Source organism: Gemmatimonadaceae bacterium (assembly GCA_020852815.1).
In the GTDB taxonomy this organism is placed as follows: domain Bacteria; phylum Gemmatimonadota; class Gemmatimonadetes; order Gemmatimonadales; family Gemmatimonadaceae; genus SCN-70-22.
The window spans coordinates 1-20,667 of sequence record JADZAN010000016.1 but is presented as its reverse complement, the minus strand read 5'-3'; the positions used below and the strand labels follow the sequence as shown (position 1 = coordinate 20,667).

At 70.1% G+C, this 20,667-nt stretch carries 13 protein-coding genes; 10 read left to right on the top strand and 3 right to left on the bottom strand.

Going from position 1 to position 20,667, the window contains the following annotated elements; all coding sequences use genetic code 11:
- Positions 1–9: 9 nt before the first annotated feature.
- The 3 genes from IT359_09130 to IT359_09120 form a co-directional block, all read right to left on the bottom strand.
- Positions 10–1,002, bottom strand: a complete 993-nt coding sequence (locus IT359_09130; GenBank protein ID MCC6929138.1) for a hypothetical protein — start codon at positions 1,000–1,002, stop codon at positions 10–12.
- 381 nt (positions 1,003–1,383) lie between these two features.
- Complete coding sequence (locus IT359_09125) at positions 1,384–2,445, bottom strand: GGDEF domain-containing protein (protein MCC6929137.1); 1,062 nt, start codon at positions 2,443–2,445, stop codon at positions 1,384–1,386.
- A gap of 140 nt (positions 2,446–2,585) precedes the next feature.
- Complete coding sequence (locus IT359_09120) at positions 2,586–3,011, bottom strand: SRPBCC domain-containing protein (GenBank protein MCC6929136.1); 426 nt, start codon at positions 3,009–3,011, stop codon at positions 2,586–2,588.
- Between the two features lie 276 nt (positions 3,012–3,287).
- On the opposite strand from IT359_09120, the gene IT359_09115 reads away from it, so the two are divergent.
- The 10 genes from IT359_09115 to IT359_09070 form a co-directional block, all read left to right on the top strand.
- On the top strand, positions 3,288–5,786 hold the full coding sequence (locus tag IT359_09115) for an ABC transporter permease (protein MCC6929135.1): 2,499 nt from the start codon (positions 3,288–3,290) through the stop codon (positions 5,784–5,786).
- A gap of 302 nt (positions 5,787–6,088) precedes the next feature.
- Positions 6,089–6,976, top strand: coding sequence for a hypothetical protein (locus IT359_09110; GenBank protein ID MCC6929134.1), 888 nt, complete (start codon positions 6,089–6,091; stop codon positions 6,974–6,976).
- A 374-nt stretch (positions 6,977–7,350) separates the two neighbouring features.
- On the top strand, positions 7,351–9,744 hold the full coding sequence (locus IT359_09105) for an Ig-like domain-containing protein (protein ID MCC6929133.1): 2,394 nt from the start codon (positions 7,351–7,353) through the stop codon (positions 9,742–9,744).
- 1 nt (position 9,745) lies between these two features.
- On the top strand, positions 9,746–10,327 hold the full coding sequence (locus IT359_09100; GenBank protein ID MCC6929132.1) for a hypothetical protein: 582 nt from the start codon (positions 9,746–9,748) through the stop codon (positions 10,325–10,327).
- A gap of 29 nt (positions 10,328–10,356) precedes the next feature.
- Positions 10,357–10,929: a hypothetical protein gene (locus IT359_09095; GenBank protein MCC6929131.1), complete on the top strand. Its 573-nt coding sequence runs from the start codon at positions 10,357–10,359 to the stop codon at positions 10,927–10,929.
- Positions 10,926–13,430, top strand: a complete 2,505-nt coding sequence (locus tag IT359_09090) for a hypothetical protein (GenBank protein ID MCC6929130.1) — start codon at positions 10,926–10,928, stop codon at positions 13,428–13,430. The genes IT359_09095 and IT359_09090 overlap by 4 nt, the downstream gene beginning before the upstream one ends.
- Positions 13,431–13,579: 149 nt before the next feature.
- Positions 13,580–14,146, top strand: a complete 567-nt coding sequence (locus IT359_09085; protein MCC6929129.1) for a cytochrome c — start codon at positions 13,580–13,582, stop codon at positions 14,144–14,146.
- Between the two features lie 10 nt (positions 14,147–14,156).
- Positions 14,157–15,788, top strand: coding sequence for an alpha-D-glucose phosphate-specific phosphoglucomutase (locus tag IT359_09080; GenBank protein ID MCC6929128.1), 1,632 nt, complete (start codon positions 14,157–14,159; stop codon positions 15,786–15,788).
- 251 nt (positions 15,789–16,039) lie between these two features.
- Positions 16,040–18,235, top strand: coding sequence for a PAS domain S-box protein (locus IT359_09075; GenBank protein MCC6929127.1), 2,196 nt, complete (start codon positions 16,040–16,042; stop codon positions 18,233–18,235).
- 778 nt (positions 18,236–19,013) lie between these two features.
- Positions 19,014–20,667 (top strand): hypothetical protein (locus tag IT359_09070; GenBank protein MCC6929126.1); only part of this gene is annotated, 1,654 nt, incomplete at its 3' end.

Genomic DNA, 20,667 nt, shown 5'->3' with positions numbered 1-20,667 from the left:
CCGTCCGCCCTACTTCCTCACATAGCGCTTCAATGCCTTCGGCCCCACCTCCGCCCCGTAGATCACGCCGTTCCGGTCCACGGCGACCCCTTCGGCTGCCGACGTGTTGTTCGAGTTGACGTCGGGATCGGGGATGAACGCCCTGACGCTCCCGTCCTTCGCGCTGCCGATGCGGATGCCGCGCAGCCATGCCTTGCGCGACGGCTCGATCGACCCCGACTCGGAGTCGGCAACGTAGATGTTGTCATTCCGGTCGATCGCGATCCCGCTGGCGCGCGAGAACTGCCACCACTCGTCGAGCCAGTTCCCCTCCTGATCGAAAATCTGCAGGCGGTTGTTGGAGCGGTCGCCGACAAAGAGGCGCCCGCGCGAATCCATCGCCAGCGCATGCGGCTGGTCGAACTCGCCCTTCCCCGCTCCCTTCTTCCCCCACGCCTTGAGGAACTTCCCGTCAGGTGCAAACTTGAGGATGCGCGAGTTCTCCCCGCCGTGCCCCTCGGCCACGAAGATGGCGCCGTCGGGCGCGATGAGGACGTCGTTGGGCTGCCAGAAATAGTTGGGCTCCTTCCCGCCGCCAGGGGCGCCGAGCGCCATCAGGAGCTTGCCGTCAGGGGAGAACTTGAGCACCTGGTGCCCGATCACCCTGGCCGGCGCCGGCGGGAGCGGCGCGTCGGCCGGCGCACCGCGCGGGCGACGGGGAAGGTTGTCCTGCCCGTCGGTGACCCAGACGTTCCCCTGCTTGTCGACGGTAATCCCGTGCGGCCAGGTGATGAGTCCTGCACCAAAGCTTTTGACCAGCTTCCCCGTCCGGTCGAACTTGAGGATCGGGTCGAGCGTCGACCCCACGCAACTGTTCGTCCCGCAACGCTCCCCCACCCAGATACTCTCCCCGTCGATATCCACCTCGACGGCGCTGGTCGACCCCCACGTCCGCCCCTCGGGCATGCGGGCCCACCCGGCAATGGTCTGGTACGGGTTGGGGCGGTCGTTGAGCGGCGGCATGTCCTTGCTCCCCCGCTCCTGCGCCACGACCGGCGCCGCCAGCAGCAACGAGACGCCGCCCAGCACAAGGACTACACCCCACAGCGACCGGCGCGAACCGCGCGAACCGCGCGAACCGCGCCACCGGCGCGAGTCGAGGGAGCGGTGGAATGCGGCGCGCCGCGACGCCGAGCCTGGCGCGGCGACACGGGACGGGGAGAGAGCGCGACATGCCAAGGGGGGACCCTCCTCGAAAGGGACGTGCGGCCTTCGGAACCGCCGCAACTATAGGTCCGCCCGCCTCACTCCGCGAGTGATCGGCAACCGCTCTATCCCAATTCTTTCCCCTGCGCATTGCCGGAGCGCGATCGCCGTCGCCCGGCGCGGTCGCCCGTTCGCCGCCTACAGCGCCGCCGGCTCGTGCGCGCCGCGCGATGACTCCATCACCACCGTCCCCTCCGCCACGCGCGCGTCGATGTCGCGCAGCGTCACGTCGCGCAGCGAAACATCCACGCCATCGCCAACCGCGGCTCGGAACGTCGACCAGCCATTGCGCCCCTCGCGCTTGGTCGCGTACGCCGCCAGGTCGGCAATCGCGATGGCTCCCTCCCAACCCAGCCCATTCGGGTTGCTGCGCGAGAACGGGAAGGCGGAGAAGCCGATCGACGCCGTGATCTTGAGACGCTCCCCGCCACGCACCTCGGTCTCCAGGGCCTCGATCTTGTGACGAATCCGCTCGGCGAGTTCAGAAACGCCATCGCGATTGGTGAATCGATACGCGATGAGGAACGCGTCGCCGCCCCATCGCACTACCAGGTCGGAATCGCGGACCACGGCCTTGAGCTGGCGCGCCACGTTCTCCAGGACGCGATCCCCCGCCTCGTCACCGTAGCGCTGGTTGATGAGGCGGAAGTGATCGATGTCGACCATGAGAAAGACAATGTCGGCGTCGCGGACGACCGTCCCAACCGGGGCCGAGAGGTGCCGGCGCACCGCGGCCGACGCGTCGGAGGGGATCACCTCCTGCACGTGCCGCCGGTTCCACGCCCCCGTGAGCGGATCGGTGGCGCCGAGGGTCGCGGTCAACCGCTGGCGGTCGACACGACGTCGATAGGTGGACCAGCCGCTGAAGACGGCGAGTATCGCCGCCGCAAACAGGAATGCCCGCTGCGTCCCCTGCTGTTCCTCGAGCACCTCCCGTTCCCCCTCAACGCGCGCCAGGCGCTCGACCTCGAGTTCGCGCCGCAGTGCCACGAGGCGGCGAGTGAGGGTCGCTACCGAGTCGGACGACGCAGACGCACCGGGCGCGGCGGCGGCCTGCGCAAACGCGGCGTGCGCGGAAGTGTCCTGAACGGACGTAGCGGGTGCGTTCGCGCCCAGGGCGACCTGTGCGTGGAGCGGCGCGGCGAGGAAGGCGAGCGCCGCAACGCGGGGGACGAGGCGGGAGAATCGGACGCCGGGCATCGGACGAGGCTCGAGAGAGGCTCGGGGGAGTAGCGCCGGCGCGCCGGCGACCATGTGTGACATGGTTTAACCAGAGTCTCGACCCCTCGCGGCAACGACTGTAGCCACGACGGCAGGATTTACGGCGATCGAGCCGGAAACTACGCGTCGAGCCTGCGCGCGTACGGCACCACTTCGCCCGTCTCGACCGTACGGCGCAGCAGGCGCAAGTACATGGCCCAGCAGAACGACGACACGCGGAAGTGTTCGCTCGCGGTTTCCCACCCGTGGTGCGCAAAGTGTACCGCCGTGACCCCGTCGGCTTCCGTGAGATCGAAACGCAGCCGCGTCCCCATCCAATCGGGCATGGCGTCGGTGAACGTCCATTCGAAGGTGACGCCCGGTTCGCACGCCGAGACCAGCGCCCGCCAGTCGTAGCCCTCCCCGAAGTAGAGTCGGGAGGTGGAGCCTAACGCCGCCTGCACGTCGCTCTCCAGCGTCCACCAAGTGTCAGGACTCACCACGGCCGCGAACACGGTCGCGGCGGAGGCGCGGATGGGGAAGTCGTGGAGGATGCTGGAGGGCAAGAGCGCGACGGGGGACGGGAGACGGGAGACGGGTGTGCGCGGCTGCGCCGCGCGGGGGGGGGAGGGCTACGGTAAGGGGTGGTGATGCGGGGCGCGAGGGGGCGCGAGGGGGCGCGATGCACGTTGCCTGACGAGTCGCCCCACCTCGGTCTCGCGCGCGACGGCGCGCCCGCGCGCCGCGACTCACGTCTCCCGCCCGCCCTCTGAATCCAACCTTCCGCGCCCCCGTACGTGTCCAACGTCGGACGTTCGACCACGCCTCCACGGACACGCCCCATGCTCACCCTCAAGTACGCCCTCCGCACGCTGGTCAAGTCGCCGTTCGTGTCGGTGGTGGCGGTCATCTCGCTGGCACTCGGCATCGGGGCGAACGCGGCGATCTACTCGCTCTTCAACCAGATGCTGCTGCGCCCGCTCCCCGTCCCCAACGCGGCGCGGCTGGTGAACCTCGGCGCCCCGGGGCCCAAGCCAGGCTCCACCTCGTGCGGCCAGGCCGGCGACTGCGAACAGGTCTTCTCGTACCAGATGTTCCGCGACCTCGAGCGAAGACAAACGGTGCTCAGCGGGCTCGCGGCGCACGTCAACTTTGGCGCCAACATCGCCGTCCGCAACCAGACGCTCAGCGGCACCGGCCTCTATGTGTCCGGGTCATACTTCCCTACACTTGGCTTGCAGGCGGCCAAGGGGCGCCTCCTGGCCCCCACCGACGACCGGAACGAGGGCGGGCACCCGGTCGTCGTGCTGGGACATCGCTTCTGGGAAACGCAACTGGGCAGCGATCCCAGGGTGGTCGACCAGCCGATCGTGGTGAATGGGCAGTCGCTCACGGTCATCGGCGTCGCCCCGCGCGGATTTCTCGGGACCACGCTCGGGACGGAGCCGCGCGTCTACGTCCCGCTCAGCATGCGCGGACTCGTCTCGGGCGACACGACCGACTTCTCGAGCCGCACCTCGTATTGGGCGTACGTCTTCGGCCGCCTCAAGCCCGGCGTCACGCTGGAGCAGGCGCGCACGGGACTCAATGCCATCTACAAGCCGATCATCAATGACATCGAGGCACCGCTGCAGAAGGACATGAGCGCGGCGACGTTGCAGCGCTTCAAGGCGAAGGAGCTCACCGTCGTGAACGGCGCGCGCGGCCAGAGCGACGTCCCCAACAACGCCCGCACGCCGCTCCTTCTCCTCTTCTCGATCACGGCGATCGTCCTCCTCATCGCCTGCGCCAACATTGCCAACCTCCTCCTGGCCCGCGCCGCGAATCGCTCGCTGGAAATGGCGGTGCGCCTCTCGATCGGCGCCGCGCGCTGGCAACTGCTCCGCCAGCTGCTCGCCGAGTCGATCGTGCTGGCGATTATCGGCGGCGGCGCGTCGCTCGTGGTGGCGCGCTGGTCGCTGGCCGCGATGAAGGCGATGCTCCCGAAGAATGCCGCGGCAACGCTCGCCTTCGGCATCGATACCGGCGTCGTCCTCTTCGCCGCCGGAACCGCGGTGCTGACCGGGATCCTGTTCGGGCTCTTCCCGGCGATTCACGCCACGCGGTCGGACCTGATCACGACCATCCGTTCCAACGCCGGAAACCTCTCGGGGCATCGCGCCGCCACGCGCTTCCGCACGTCGCTCGTCACGGCGCAAATCGCCCTCTCGATGTCGCTCCTCATCGCGGCCGGTCTCTTCATCCGTTCGCTCGACAACGTGAGCAAGGTCGACCTCGGCGTGAAGCTGGATCACGTCGCCACCTTCAGCATCGCTCCGTGGCGCAACGGCTACACGCCAGCGCGGTCGGCGGCGCTCTTTCAGCGCGTCGCGGAGGAACTGGTCGCGCTCCCCGGCGCCAACGCCGTCACGACGGGACGCATACGCCTGCTGGCCGGCAGCAACTGGGGGAGCGGTGTGGGCGTCGAGGGGTTCGACGCCAACTCCGACACCGACATCGGCGCCAGCGTGAACCAGGTGGGCCCCGCCTACCTCGCGACGTTAGGCATCCCGCTCCTCGCCGGCCGCGAGTTCACCGCGGCCGACGTGGTCGGGGCACCGCGCGTGGCCATCGTCAATGAGGCGTTCACACGCAAGTTCAAGCTGGGGAAGGATGCCATCGGCAAGCGCTTCTCCGACGACGGGCTCCGCGGCGAGAAGGACATCCAGATCGTCGGCGTGATGAAGGACGCCAAGTACTCGGAGGTGAAGGCTGAGATTCCGCCGCAGTTCTTTGTTCCGTGGCGGCAGGATTCCACCGTTGGTTCGATCACCTTCTACGTGCGCACGGCAACGCCCCCCGAGCAGCTCCTGCAGGTGATCCCCAAGGTCATCGCCAGGCTCGATCCCAACCTACCGGTCGAGAACCTGAGTACCATGCCGCAGGTCGCGCGGGAGAACGTCTTCATGGACCGGATGATCTCCACGCTGAGCGCCGCGTTCGCCATCCTCGCCACGCTGCTCGCGGCGGTCGGCTTGTATGGCGTCCTTGCCTACACCGTCGCCCAGCGCACGCGGGAGATCGGCGTGCGGATGGCGCTTGGCGCCGATGGTGCGCGCGTGCGCTCGATGATCCTGCGCCAGGTGGGGATGATGGTCGCCATTGGCGGCGTGATCGGGATCGCCGCCGCCCTCGCCCTGGGACGCGGGGCGCAGTCGCTCCTGTTCGGCATGAAGGGGTTCGATGCGATCTCCACCGTGGGCGGCGCGTTGCTCCTGGCGGTTGTCGCCCTGGGGGCCGGCTACCTCCCGGCGCTCCGGGCGTCGCGCGTGGACCCGATGCGCGCCTTGCGCTACGAGTAGCAGGGAGCGCGACACCCGGCCGTCAACGTCCCACGCGCCTACGCGCCTCCCGCGATGGCTCGCTGCCAGCGGCGGGGGCCTTTCCGGCCCCGTCGCCTCTGGCCGCGGCCGTCGCGCGCGACGACCTTGTGCGCATGTCCGCAAGGTCCGCCCACGATAGCGCGCGCCGCACACCGCCGCTCGCGCTTGCGGTTTTCGCCAGCTTGGCCGCCACCAGCGCGATCGGTTGCGCGCATGGCGGCGCGCGCCCAACGCAAATAGCATCGAGGCGAGCGATCGACGGCGTGCGCGCCGAGTCGTCGATGACGGTTCCTTCCCCCGCCCCCGCCGCACAGAACCCGTCACCCATGATCGAGTCGACGCGCGCGCATGGCCGCGTGGCGCCGCACGCGCTCGGCACGCAGCGCATCCCGATCGATTCGCTCCTGCCGCGCCCCGTGGAGTTGCACCTCCCGGCGTGGGGCGCGCAACGCGACACGGTCGCCCTCCTGGTCCACTTTCTGGGCCCGGACTACATCGCCGTCGACGCCGCGCGCCTGGCCGACAGCACGATGCTCGTGGCGGTGGTGAACCTCACGCCCGGCTCGTCGGCGTATGAGCGCCCGTTCAAGGGAACCGACCGCTGGCAGCGCCTGCTGGCTCGCATCGCCGCCGAGGCGTCGCGCGCGCGGCAGCGCCCCGTGGCGTTAGGCGCCGTGTATCTCAGCGCCTTCTCGGCCGGCAACGGTGCCGTGCGCGCCATCCTCGCCGACTCGCTCGCCGTCCCCGCCGTGCGCGGCGCGGTGATCCTCGACGGCATCCATACGGGTTATCTCCCCGACCGGCGCACCCTGGCCGACGGCGGCGCGCTCGATCCCGCCAACCTGCAATCCATTGCCGGCTACGCGGCGCGCGCCATGCGCGGAGAGGTGCGCCTGCTCGTCACGCACTCCGAGGTATTTCCCGGCACCTTTGCCAGCACCACCGAGACGGCAGACTGGCTCCTGCGCGCGCTGGCGGTCCGGCGCAATCCCGTGTTGGCGTGGGGACCCAACGGGATGCAGCAGCTCTCGCAGGCCACGGCTGGCGCGTTCACGCTGATGGGTTTCGCCGGCAACAGCGCCCCCGACCATCTCGACCACCTGCACGCACTCCCAGCCTGGCTGGCGCTCGTCGTCACTTCGCCAGCTTCGCCGCCAGCGCGGCGATAGGCGCACGACAAGGGGGCAGACGGCCGCACCAACAGCCCCCGGCCGTGGGCCAGCGGCCGGCGTGGCTATGGACGCGATGATCCGCGCAAGCCGCGAGTGGCCCGGCGGATCCGTTCGGAGGCGAGTGTTGCGCCACCGCCTCACGTCTCCCCAGCGAAGAGAAAACGAGTCAGCTTCGCCCGCCTGAGCCGTTTCGCGCGCGTTCTGCGCGTGCACACATGAGAGCTGTCCTCTGGGGTCGCCGCACGTGGCGGCGACCCGTTCCCGGGCGTTGGAGCCTAACGGCGCCAGCGCCAACTACCAGGAGTGGCGCCACGATGTTCGTCCGGTTCCATCCCCCCCCACGTACGACGCGCTCTCCCGCGCCCTCCCCCGTGCGTGTCCGCGCGAACGCCCTCGCGCGCGTCGTCACGCGCGCGACCACTGCAGCCGCTCTGCGCGCGCTCCCCGCACTCGCCGCCGCGACCATCGTGACGGCGTGCGGCGGTGGCGGCGGCGGCGATGGCCCGACGCCACCCCCGCCTGTGCGCGTCCCGGCCTCGGTCACCTTCGACAACGGTTCCACGGTCTCCGGCCCGGTCGCCACCGCGGTCCCGGGCACGATCGCCGTGACGGTGAAGGCGAGCGACAACCTTCCGCTCGCCAACACGTCCGTGACCTTCTCGGTCTCGTCAGGGACGCTCAGCGCGGCATCGGCCACCACCGACGCGAGCGGGCGAGCGACGGCGGGGACGTGGACGCTGGGAAACACCGCCGGGACGCAGACGCTCACGGCGACCGCGGGGTCGGTGAGCGCGCAATTGTCGGCGACCGCGATTGCGGGGGCGCCGGCCACGATGGAGATCGTGACGGCGCTGCCGGCCACCATTCGTGCCGGTGCCCCCATCGTCCCACCGCCGGTGGTGCGCACCAGGGACCAGTTCAACAACATCGTGAATCGCGCCGGGACCGTGATTACCGCCTCGCTGCAGGCGGGGACGGGGACGCTGGGCGGGGCCACCGCGACCACCGACGCCAGCGGCAACGCCACCTTCAGCGCGCTCACGTTAGGCGGGTTGGTGAGCGCGGGGCCGCGCACCATCGGCTTCAGCACCACGGGGGCCACGACGCTCACCGCCCCACCGGTGGCGCTGGAGGCGGGGCTCACCTCGACCATCACGCTGGCAAACGTCCCCGGTGTGGCGCGCGCCGGTGTCCCCATCGCGCCAGGGATCGTGGCGCGCCTCGTGGACAGCTTCGGCAACCCGATGACGCGCACCACGACGGTCACGGCGAGCATCGCCTCGGGTGGCGGCACGGTGAACGGCGCAACCGCGACGACCAACGCCCAGGGTGATGCGACCTTCGCGTCGCTCTCGATCGAGGGGGTGACGGGGAATCGCACGCTGCGTTTCAGCGCCGACCAGGTGTCGGCAACGACCGGGACGATCGCCCTTGCGGCTGGCGACGCCGCCGAGTTGCGCGTCACGTCGCAGCCCACCGTCGTGCAGAACACCCTTCCCTTCCCGTCGGCGGTGCAGGTGCGCGTGACCGATCGCTTCGGCAACGGGGTGTCTGATGCGGCGCGCGGCGTGGCCGCCTCCATCGCCTCGGGCGGTGGCGTTCTGCTGGGGGCCACCTCGCAGACCGACGCGGTGGGCGTGGCCTCCTTCCCGGCGCTGCGCCTGATTGGCTCCGCTGGTGCGCGCACCCTGGCCTTCACCACCGCCGGGCTGGCCACCGCGACGTCGGCGGCCATCCAGCTCGACGCCGGCCCGCCGCGCTTCGTCGCCTTCTTCCAGCAGCCGTCGGGGAGCATCACCGTCGGCGTCCCGCTGTTGCAGCAGCCGGCGTTGCAGCTGGCCGATACCTCGGGGAACATCGTGCGCACCGAGGGGGCCACGGTGCGTGCCACGCCGCTCGACGCCACGGGCGAACTGCTCAACGACGTGGCCGTGACCGACGCCCAGGGGGTCGCGCGCTTCGAGCAGCTCACCTTCCTCTCGGCCACCTCCTTCCCGCCCCCCACCATGCGCCTGCGCTTCACCAGCGGGGCGCAGGCCGCCGTGGTCACGGGGAACCTCACGCTCCAGAACGCGCCAGGGAGCGCGGTCCAGAGCATCCAGTACGGGACCAACTCGCAGCGGCTCTTCCTGCTCGATCCGGGCGCCACGCTCAACATCAGCGCCACGGCGCGCGACTTGTTAGGCAACGCGCTCCCCCAGGTCCCCATCGTCTACAGCTCGGTCAACGCCAACGCCGCGTCGGTGCGCGCGTCGGGGAACATCACCGGCGTGGCCGGCGGGAGTTCGTGGGTGCGCGCCTTCGGCGCCGGATCGCCCAGCATCCGCGACTCGGTGTACGTCACCGTCCCGCGCGATCCCACCGCCCCCATCGTCACCACGACGCAGATCGCCCCCATCCCCGTGCGCAACGGCGTCACCGCCGGCTTCGACATCGTGCTCGACACGCGCGCTACCACCGTCGGCGCAGCCACCATCCTCGTCGGGATCCCTAACGAAGTGGTGGCGGGGGTCAACGCGCAGGCGCTGGTGGGGAACGTGACCGTGGGGCTCGATGCGGGGCTCAACACGCTGCGCATCAGCCTGGCCGCTCCCAGCGGCTTGAGCGGAATCGTCCCCATCGTGCGCGTCACGATCACCTCCAGCACCCCGTTCGGCTTCCTCTTCAATCGCGAGATCACGATCAACCCGTACGAGATGTACGACACCAACCTGCAGAACCTCGCCCCGCGCAGCACCGGGGTGAACATCCCACTGGTGCCCTGACATGCCGATCTCCCTCGCGATTTCCCGCCGCGCCGTTCGCGTTGCCCTCGCACCGGCTGCAATTCTCGCCCTCGTCGCCATCGCGGCCTGCGCCGACGAGCGGGCGAGCGTCGCCCCGCCGCGACCGGTCCCGATGCCGATTTCCGCCAACGCCTGGATCCTCGTCTCCGACACGTTGGCGCGGGCCGGGCACGAAGTGACGATCTCCGCCTTCGCGCGCGCCGACAGCGGCGGCGCCGTGGGGAGCTTCACCGCCCGCTTCCTGTACGACTCGCTGCAGCTGCAACTCATCGGCCCCGACAGCGTCTCCGACGCCGCGTTGCGTGCGGTGAACCCGGTAGTGGGCGAGTATCGCGTGGCCGGGGCCGCGGCGCGCGGCATCCCCGAAGGGCTCCTCTTCCGGATGCGCGCCCGCGTCATCGACCGGCGCGGGCTGCGTCGCCTGGGGCTTCTCGTCGACGAACTGCACAGCGTCTCGCTCGCCGACCTCACGCCGCGCCTCACCGTGTCGGACACGCGCGCCGCCCTCTATGCGGGAATGCCCAACGTGCGCGTCGCTCCCGCACCCAAGGTGCAACCGTGAGCCGCCACCGTAGACCGCGTCGCGCCGCGATGCGCGCCCGCGCCGTGCAACTGGCGGCCGTCCTCTGCGCCACCCTCGGCGCCGCCCTCGTCGCCAGCTGCACGTCGGGCGCCCGCCGCGCCAACGCCGAGTCGGGGGCGCCGGCCGACAGCACCGCCGCCGCCACCACGGGGAGCGCGGTCGCGACCGGAAGCGCGGCCGCCCCCGCCGGCGCAGCGGCAGTACCCGCCACCGACACGACGCACAACGTGCGAAGCGCCACCGAGCCCCCCACGCTCACGCGCCTCGCCCCCGACACCATCCGCCTGGGGCGCGGCGAGGCCCCGACGCTCACCCTCACGGGGAGCGGCTTCGTGCCCGGACACACCGGGGGGAGCGGCGGCTTTGCCGTCGGTGGCAACGCCATTCACGTGGGGCGCGCCACCTTCGACATGATCCCGGCCGACACCGCCGGGCGCACGATCCGCTTCGCCATGCCCCTCACCTACACCGATACAGCAGCGCGCGGGCGTCCCTCGAGCTTCGCGCCCGGCACCTTCTCCGTCTCGGTCACCACGCCGAGCGGCACGAGCAACGCGCTCACCCTGGTGATGATCCCATGACCCGTCTCCCCCTCCCCCTGCGGAAGCTTCGCATGATCGTCGCGCTGGCCGCGCTCCTGGGCGCTCCCGCCACCAGCGCCGGCCTTCGCGCGCAATCGCTCACTGCCAAGGACATGAAGGAAGGCGACGTGCGCGAGCGCCGGGCGTGGTACGTGTCGCAGCGCGCCGGCGCCGACGGCCGGCTTCCGGCCGACAAGGTCGCCGCCCTGCGCGAGTTCAAGCTCTCGGCACGCGCCGGCGCCTTTGCCCCGGCCATTGCCGGGTCGAGCGTCGCCGCCGGTGAGCGGTGGCAGCCGATGGGCCCCTCGGGCTTCATCAGCATGAACACGCGCTACTCCTCCTCGCCCATGCAGGACGAAGGGCGCTTCTCCACCGTCGCGTTGCACCCGACCGATGCGCGCGTGATGCTCGCCGGCGCCGGCTCTGCCGGCGTGTGGCGCACCCTCAACGGCGGCGCCTCGTGGCAGGCGCTCGGCGACAACGAGTGCTCCACCGCCATTGGCCATATCGTGATGGATCCCGTCGACCCCAACATCGTGTATGCCGGGACAGGGGAGACGTTCGACCCGCAGGGGTACACCGACGGTTGCGGCATCCTCAAGTCGACGAACGGTGGCACGACGTGGTCCCGCGTGGCCGCCACCATCCTTGCACCTGCCGGCGCCCTGGGCGGCTTCGTGTATCACCTGGCCGTCGATCGCGCCACCGCCGGCACCGTCGCCAACACCACCGTGCTGGCGGCCACCAACTTCGGGCTCCTGCGCTCCACCAACTCCGGGCAGTCGTGGAGCATCGCGATGCAAGGCTTCGTCACCGACGTGGTGCAGCATCCCACGCGCCCCGAGGTCTGGTATGCCGCCGTCGGCAACCTGTTCGGCGCCGCCGCCAACGGCGTCTACATGTCGACCAACGGCGGCGTCAGCTGGACCCCCATCGCCCAATCGCTGGGGACCCCCACCTCGCTGGGACGGATCGCGCTTGCGGTAAGCCCGGCGCGCCCGGGGTCGGTCTGGGCCATCATCGCCAACCCGTCCAATCGCGCCTTCCGCACGCTGGCCCGCTGGGACGAGTTCTCCGGGCAGTGGACGCTGCTTGCCGCCAACGGCATCACCTTCCAGCAGCAGTACGACGAAGGGGACTTCGGCGAGCAGAGCGAGTACAACCTCGTCCTTGCCGTCGACCCCATCGACGAGAACAAGGTCATCATCGGTGGCGTGCGGCTGTTCCGGTCGCGCGACGGCGGCAACACGTTCAACGTCATTGCCGGCAACGTGCATTCCGACTGGCACAGCGTCGTCTTCGACGCCAACGACTCGCGGCGCATCGTCGCCACCTGCGACGGCGGCATCTTCACCTCCACCGACGGCGGCACCAGCTGGCGGACGCTCAACAACGGGATCTCGGCCACGCAGTTCTATCCCGGGATCGCCGTGCACCCGACGAACCCCGCCGTGGTCGTCGGCGGGACGCAGGACAACGGGAGCATGATGTCCGGCGGCTCGATGTTCTGGTCGGGGGTTGGCTACGGCGACGGCGGCTACGCCATGATCGACTACACCAGCCCCAACACCGTCCTCGTCTCCTGGCAGGGGGGGCAGCTGGGAAAGCTCGACGTGAATGCGCGCACCCTCACGTACATCCCGCCGCGCTTCGTCTACCAGCCGCCGTTCATCACCCCGTTCGCCATGGACCCAAACAATCCGCGGCAGCTCTGGGCCGGCACGCGCGCCATCGAGCGATCACAGGACCTGGGGGCCAGCTGGGTCGCCTTCAGCCCCACCGTCAACGCCAACATCAACGCCCTCGCCATCGGACGCGGTTCGCCGCAGGTCATCTTTGGCGGCACCACCAACGGCTTCATCTTCTGGACGCCGAATGGCGGCACGAGCTGGTTTGGTGGCACGCAGGTGCAACGCGCCGTGACCGACGTGGCCGCCGATCCGTACGACACCAAGCGCTTCGCCATCACGCACGGCGGCTACGGCGGCTTCAAGATCCTCCTCACCCCCGACGCGGGCACCAACTTCGCCAATCTCACCGGCAACCTCCCCGACATCCCCATCAACGCCTTTGCCTTCACCCCCACGCGCAATCGCTTCTTCGTGGGCACCGACCTCGGCGTCTTCGAGACCGTCGACGGCGGCGTGAGCTGGACGCTGACGCAAGGGCTCTCCTTCGTGGCCGTGACGGACCTCGTGTATCACGCCGCCTCCAACCGCCTGGTGGCGGGGACGTACGGGCGCGGTATCTGGTCGCTGCCGCTCACCAGTGAACCGCCAGTGCTGCGCGGCGACGTCGATCGCAACGGCCTCGTCAACGCCGCCGATGCGCTCCTCATCCAGCGGGGACTCGCCGCCATTCCGTTGCCATCGCCGCTCACCGTCCTCCCGCATGGCGACGCCAACTGCAGCGGCGCGCTCGATGCCACGGACCCACTCATCGTCCTGCGCTACGCCGTCGGACTGGGAACCCAGGGGACCTGCGTGAGTACCTCGCGCTGAGCGACGCGCGACTGCGCCAGCGAGGTACGAATCGCATGCGGGGCACCGTCCATGGGGCGGTGCCCCGCGACTCGTCGAGGCGAACGCTCCAGTTGCCTCACGCGTTCACCCCCGGCAGTTTACGCCAGCCATCACCTCCACTCCCCCGCATGCATCACGCCTGCCGAGCGCGCCGCCGTGCGCGCACGATCGTTCCCGTGGCCGCGCTCGTTGTCGCGGCCGCTTCGCTGAACGCCGCTTCGCTTGGCGCGCAGGATTCGCTTGCGTCCGCGCCCCGCACCAGCGCCGACAGCACCTTCACCGACGCGCAGGCCGAACGTGGCGCGCAACTGTTCACGCGCCAGTGCCTCGAGTGTCACGCACGCGAGGACATGCGCAACCCCGACTTCAAGGGGAAGTGGAGCGGGCAGTCGACGTTCGACCTGTTCAAGAACATCAGCACCACCATGCCGGACAACAATCCGGGGCTGCTGGCCGTGGGTGAGTACGTGGACGTGGTGGCCTACATCCTCAAGATCAACGGCGTGCCGGCCGGGAGCGCCGAACTGACGGCCGATTCCACCGTCATGCGCTCGGCCAGGCTGAACTTTCCGGCGGCCGCGCCCGGGGGGGCATTCGTGCAGCGCCTGCCGCGCGCGCCGCACGTCGCGCCTGGCATCGCGCCGCGTGCATGCCTGGCCATGGCCCACGCGCGCCCCGCCGCCACCGCGCGTTAGGCACGCCATCATGCCGCTGACCGTCCCGACCACGCCGTTCGCCGGCCAGGCGCCCGGCACCTCGGGCCTTCGCAAGAAGGTGACCGTCTTCCAGCAGCCGCACTACCTCGAGAACTTCGTCCAGGCGACGTTCGATGCCGTGCAGCTGCCAGCCGGGGCCACGCTGGTGGTGGGCGGCGACGGGCGCTACTACAACCGGGAAGCGATCCAGGTCGTGCTGAAGATGGCCGCCGCCAACGGCGTGGCGCGCGCCATCGTGGGGCGCGAGGGGATCCTCTCCACGCCGGCGGCATCGCACCTCATCCGCAAGCGACCGGCAGATGGCGGCATCATCCTCTCCGCCAGCCACAATCCCGGCGGCCCGGACGGCGACTTCGGGATCAAGTTCAACATGGCCACTGGCGGCCCCGCGCCCGAGAAGGTCACCGGGGCGATTGCCGCGCGAACGCTGGCGCTGTCGGCCTACCGCATCGAGGAGGCCCCCGACGTCCCGTTAGGCACGCTCGGCGTCCATCACGTCGGGGCGCTCGCCGTCGAGGTCATCGACCCGGTGGGCGAATACGCCGACCTGATGGAGTCGCTCTTCGACTTTCCCGCCATCCGGGCGCTGCTCTCCGGCGGGCGCTTCCGCATGCGCTTCGACGCCATGCACGCGGTCACCGGTCCCTACGCCACCGAGATCCTCGAGCGCCGCCTTGGCGCCGCCGCGGGAACCGTCATCAACGGGACGCCGCTCCCCGACTTCGGGCAGGGGCACCCCGACCCCAACCTCACCTACGCGCACGACCTGGTGGCCGAGCTGTTCGGCGCCGACGCCCCCGACTTCGGCGCCGCGAGCGACGGCGACGGCGACCGCAACATGATCCTCGGCCGGCACTTCTTCGTCACGCCCAGCGACTCGCTCGCCATCCTCGCGGCGAATGCCACGCTGGCGCCGGGCTACCGCGGCGGGATTGCCGGTGTCGCGCGCTCCATGCCCACCAGCGGCGCCAGCGACCGCGTGGCCGCGGCGTTAGGCATCGCCGCGTTCGAGACGCCGACCGGGTGGAAGTTCTTCGGCAACCTCCTCGACGCCGGCTCGGTCACGCTGTGTGGCGAGGAGTCGTTTGGCACCGGCTCCAACCACGTGCGCGAGAAGGACGGCGTGTGGGCCGTGCTCTTCTGGCTCAACATCCTCGCGGCGCGCGGCGAGTCGGTCGAGTCCATCGTGCGCGCGCACTGGCGACGCTTCGGACGCAACTACTACACGCGCCACGACTACGAGGAGGTCGACGCCACCGCCGCGCGGGCCATCGTCGATCAGGCGCGCGCCGAGGGGCAGCGCCTCATCGGGACGCCGCTCGCCGGCGACGTGCTCACCGTCGTCGACGACTTCGCCTACCACGATCCGGTCGACGGGACCACCAGCGCCAATCAGGGACTGCGGCTCCTCTTCGCGTCCGGTGCGCGAATCGTCTTCCGGCTCTCCGGGACCGGGACGGCGGGGGCGACGCTTCGCCTCTACGTGGAATCGTACGAGAGCGACCCCGATCGGCAGGCGATGGACGCGCAGGTCGCGCTGGGCGCCTATCTCGCCGCGGCGCTCCAGGTGAGCCGCCTCACGGAGCTGAGCGGTCGCGACCGCCCGACCGTCATCACGTAGGCGATGCAGGCGCGGTGCGCGCGCGCAGATGAGAAGGCCCCAAGCCTGGCCCCCACCACAATCACGAGAAAAGCCTAACGAATCGCAATTTCGCGGCGGGGCGTCCGATACTGGCAACTGGCCGGCCATCCGATCGCTCACATCCGCCCTGCATGACGTCCACCGCGTCGCTCCACACTCTCCCGCCCGTACCGCGTGACGTGGCGTCCGCCGCGACATGCGCTCCAACTTCGGAACCGGCCACCACCGGCGTGCGCGAACTGCACGCGCTGATGTCGCAGGCGTCGGACGCCGTGATGATCAGCGACGCGCGCGGCCGCGTGACGTGGGTGAATCCGGCGTGGGAGCGGATGACCGGCTACACCATGGCGCAGATCGTCGGGCGCACGGCGTCGTCGTTGCTGCGGCACAACGACGTGGAGCCAACGACGGCGCAGGCCATTCGGCATGCCGTGCGCAACGGGCTCGCCTACCAGGGGGAATTGCGGAACCATCGCGCCGATGGCTCACCGTTCTGGACGCGGATCAGCCTGACGCCCATCCGAGACGACCATGGGGAGCTGCAATCCTTCATCTGCGTCAAGCTGGACATCACGGCGCAGCGCTCCCGCGAGGCACAAATTCGCGCGTTGATCCAGCACGCTGCCACGGTGATCATCGGCCTGTACCCCGACGGGACGATCTTCGAGTGGAACGACGCCGCCGCCACGCTGTTCGGCATCCCGCGCGACCACGTCGTGGGGCGTGCGCTCTGGGACCAGGTCGCGTGCGAGGATGACCGGGAGGCGGTGCGACGCGCCATTGCCCGTGTGCTCGAGGGCGATGCCCTCCGAGGCATCCATCAACGCCTGCGGAGCCGCACCGGTGCGACGATCCGGGTGCGCTGGAACGTCTCCACCTTTGCCAACGACGCGGGTGAGATTGCCGGCGTCATCGCCGTCGGCGACGACGTGACGGAGCGATACGCGGCACAGGAACGATTCCGCGTCCTGTTCGAGCACTCGTCCGACTCGCACATACTCTTCGCCGGGCACATCCTCCACTGCAACGACGCGACCGTGCGCATGCTGCGGGCCCCGAACCGCGAGGCGCTCATCGGCGTGCACCCGGCGACGCTCTCGCCGCCGCTGCAACCCGACGGCGAGCCGTCGGAGGAGAAGGCTCGTCGCATGATCGAGCTGGCGCACGCCAAGCGGCATCACCGCTTCGACTGGCTGCACCGTCGCCTCGATGGCACGGACGTCTTCGTCGAGGTGAGCCTGGCCAGCATCACGCTCGATGGCCGTCCCACGCTCATCGGCGTGTGGCGCGACCTCACGCAGCGCATGGGGGCCGAGGAGGCGCTCCGTCGCGAACGCGCGCGCCTGGTCGATGCCGTCGAACTGCTCGACTCCAGCTTCGCCATGTTCGACGCCGAGGACCGGCTGCTGGTTTGCAATAGCGCATTTGTCTTCGATCGTCCCCAGTGGGAAGCGCTGGCGCGTCCCGGCGTTCCGCTCCGAGCGCTGCTGGAGGCGACGCTCGTCGACGGCAAGGTCCCGGAGACGGGCGAGTCGGGTGAGGCGTGGATCGCTCGCGCCATGGAGCGCCACCGCGGCGAAGGCGAGACGTTTGTGCAGGTGGTGGGGGACCGCACGCTGCGCGTCACCGTGCAGCCCACCAGCGACGGCGGGAGCGTGTCGCTCGCCACCGACATCTCTCCGCTCATGGCGGTCCAGCGTTCGCTGGAGCAGGCGCGCGACGCCGCCGACGAGGCCAACCGCGCCAAGAGCGATTTCCTGGCGCGCATGAGCCACGAGTTGCGCACGCCGCTCAACGCCATCATCGGTTTCACGCGCCTCATGGCCCGCAGCCGCGACACCTTCCTCCCCGAGCGCGAGCGCGAGTTCCTGTCGCGCGTGGAGGCCAATGGTTCGCGGCTGCTCGCGCTCGTCAACGACATTCTCGATCTCGCCAAGGTCGAGGCGGGGCGCGTGGACGTGCAGCGTGCGCCCACCGACATCTGCACGCTTGTCACCGAGACCGTGGCGCAGTGCGAGGGCTACCCGCGGCGCCCCGAGGTCGTGCTGCGCACCGACGTCCCCAGCGCACCGGCCACGCTCGTCACCGACGGCGCCAAGCTGCGGCAGGTCCTGGTGAACCTGATCAGCAACGCCCTCAAGTTCACCGAACGAGGCGAGGTCGTCGTGCGCGTGGTGACAAACGCCGCGCAGCGCCCCCTCCTCGTCGAAGTGCACGACACCGGGTGCGGGATCCCGCCGCACCGGCTCGGCGCGATCTTCGAGGCATTCGAGCAGGCCGACGCGACGACCGGGCGCGACTACGGTGGCACCGGGCTTGGGCTCTCCATCTCGCGTGCGCTCTGCCTGGCGATCGGGGCGCGCCTTTCGGTGGAGAGCGCGCCTGGGGAGGGGTCGACGTTTCGGGTGGTGCTGCCGGCGGCGTAGGGGGGTGGGGGTGGCTCTTCCTGACAAGGATCCTGCAAAACTCCTGTAGGTAAGGCCGCCGCGCTCGCCAGCTCGTGATTGGTGTCACATCGCGTGGCCGCCGGTTGTCGCCAGCGTCGTCGTCACGTGCAACGACGTGCCGGGTGACGACAGGAGGCGGGAATGCGTGCGATGGGAGTGGCCCGCGCGGCGGGCAGGGGGCGGCTGTTTTCTGCGGCGCGTACTTGGGGAGGTGGCGCTTCGCTAATCACTGGCACCCTGCACCGCGCCGGCACGCTGGTCCTCCTGGCGGCGGCGAGCGCGCTGCTCCCGCCAGCTGCTAGCGCGCAGACCGGCTCGATGCGCGCGACGCTCACCTCGCCCACCGCCGCGTCGCTGGGGAAGTTCGGGGACGTCCCCGTCAGCCTGTACACCGGGACCGCCAACATCAGCGTGCCGCTCTTCACGGTGAAGGGGCGCACGCTCGAGCTGCCAATCGTCGCGCGCTATCACCCGAGCGGTATCCGTGTCGAGGACGTCGGCGGCTGGCTCGGCATCGGCTGGGCGCTCGAGGCGGGCGGCACGATCACACGCACGGTGCGCGGCCTCGTCGACGAGGGGTCGAACGGCTTCTACAGCTCGGGCCACGCGTTCTATCGCAGCTGGTGGCCCACGCCGCCGGTGTCGTTCCTCGACTCGCTGCGCTCCGAGCAGGTCGACGGGGAACCGGATCAGTTCCAGCGAGACACACAACTCCGCGTGGCAGCTGACGGAGATCCGCGCGCCGGGCGGCGATGTGGTGACGTTGAGCTACACGCCGTATACGTCCACGTTCAAGATCGGCGGCTACCAGGAGAAGTTCGACCAGATCGTCACCGTCCCCCCCGGCTCGGCATGCGTGGCGTCGGACTACCAGCAGCAACGCGGCTGGCAGGTGGTGACGCGGCGGCTGACCACGATCACGTCGGCCCAGCACACGGTCACCTTCGTGCCCGGGACGACGCTGCGCACCGACGCCCTGTCGCCGACTGGCGTGGCGCAGGAACCGCGGCTGGACACGATTCGCGTCGCCACGGCCGGTGGCACCGTGATCCGGCGCTTCCAGTTCGCGCACGACTACTCCACCGGCCGCCTCACGTTGCGCAGCATCTTCGAACGCGACGGCACCAACGCAAGCTCGTTGCCGCCATACTCGTTTGACTACAGCGGCCCCACGCTCCCGGCGTACAGCGCCACCGGCCAGGATCACTGGGGCTACTTCAACGGCGTCACCAGCAACACCACGCTCATCCCGCCCGCGATCACCCCCACGGGCGCCGTCCTCACCGGCGCCGATCGGACCCCCGATTCCACGTTCGCCAAGGCCGGGGTCCTGACGCGCATCACGTACCCGACCGGCGGCACGTCGGAGTTTGTGTACGCCTCGAACGACTACGGCGCCTACAGTGGCAGCCTGACCGCCCCGCTCGGCGGGTCCGCGCATTCCATCACGGCCAACTCGCCCTCCGGCTCGACCGGCCCCGTCAACACGCCGTTCACGGTTGGCGGCAGCAGCACGGTCGTGGCAACGGTGGTCGTTGCCTTGCAACCGGCGAGCTGCGGCGGCGTCGGGTGTCGGTATGCGTCCATCCTCGGGAAGGGGATGTGGACCACGAGCGGGACGTACGCCGTCTCGCTCCCACCGGGCAGCTACACGGCCCAGGCCTCCGACGAGTACGGCGGCGCGGGGAACAGCGCTTTCATCCGCGTGGACTGGAGCGACAGTGCGGTGGTGAAGAAGAAGCTCGCCGGGGGGCTGCGCCTGGCGGAGCTCCGCACCACCGACGCCATGGGGGCGACACGCCTCCAGCGCTTCAAGTACACGCTGCAGGCGGACACGACCATCTCGAGTGGCATCGTGAGCGCGGAGCCGCGCTACAGCTTCCAGTTCAACGGCGGGAGCTGCCGCTACTTCTCGCGCTCGACGCAATCGGCCACCCCGCTGGGAGGCGGCCCCATCGTGGCCTATCGCGAGGTGACGGTGTGGGACGGGGCGAGCGGCGAGTACGGGAAGACGCGCACGACCTTCCGCACCGTCGCCGAGGCCGATGACGACCCGGTGCCGTCGCCACTGACCAAGTGGCCGTCGTTCAAGCGCACCAGCCGGGAGTACAAGCGCGGGCAGCAGACGTCGACCAGCACGATGTCGAGCACGGCGGTGCTGCAGCAGCGCCAGGCCACCGCGTACACCTTCAAGGACGACGCGCCCGAGGACACCGCCAGCACCCGGCGCTATCGCGGGATCTCGGTGCACTACTTCTCCAGCGGGGCCTACAGCAGCACGGCCGCGGTCAACGCCTACGAGACCGTGAGCGCCTGGTCGTTCCCCGCGCTCGACAGCACGATCGTGTACGACACCACCGGGGCCAACGGGGTGGCGACCGTGCGGGCCTCCGCCTACGCGAACCCCCGCC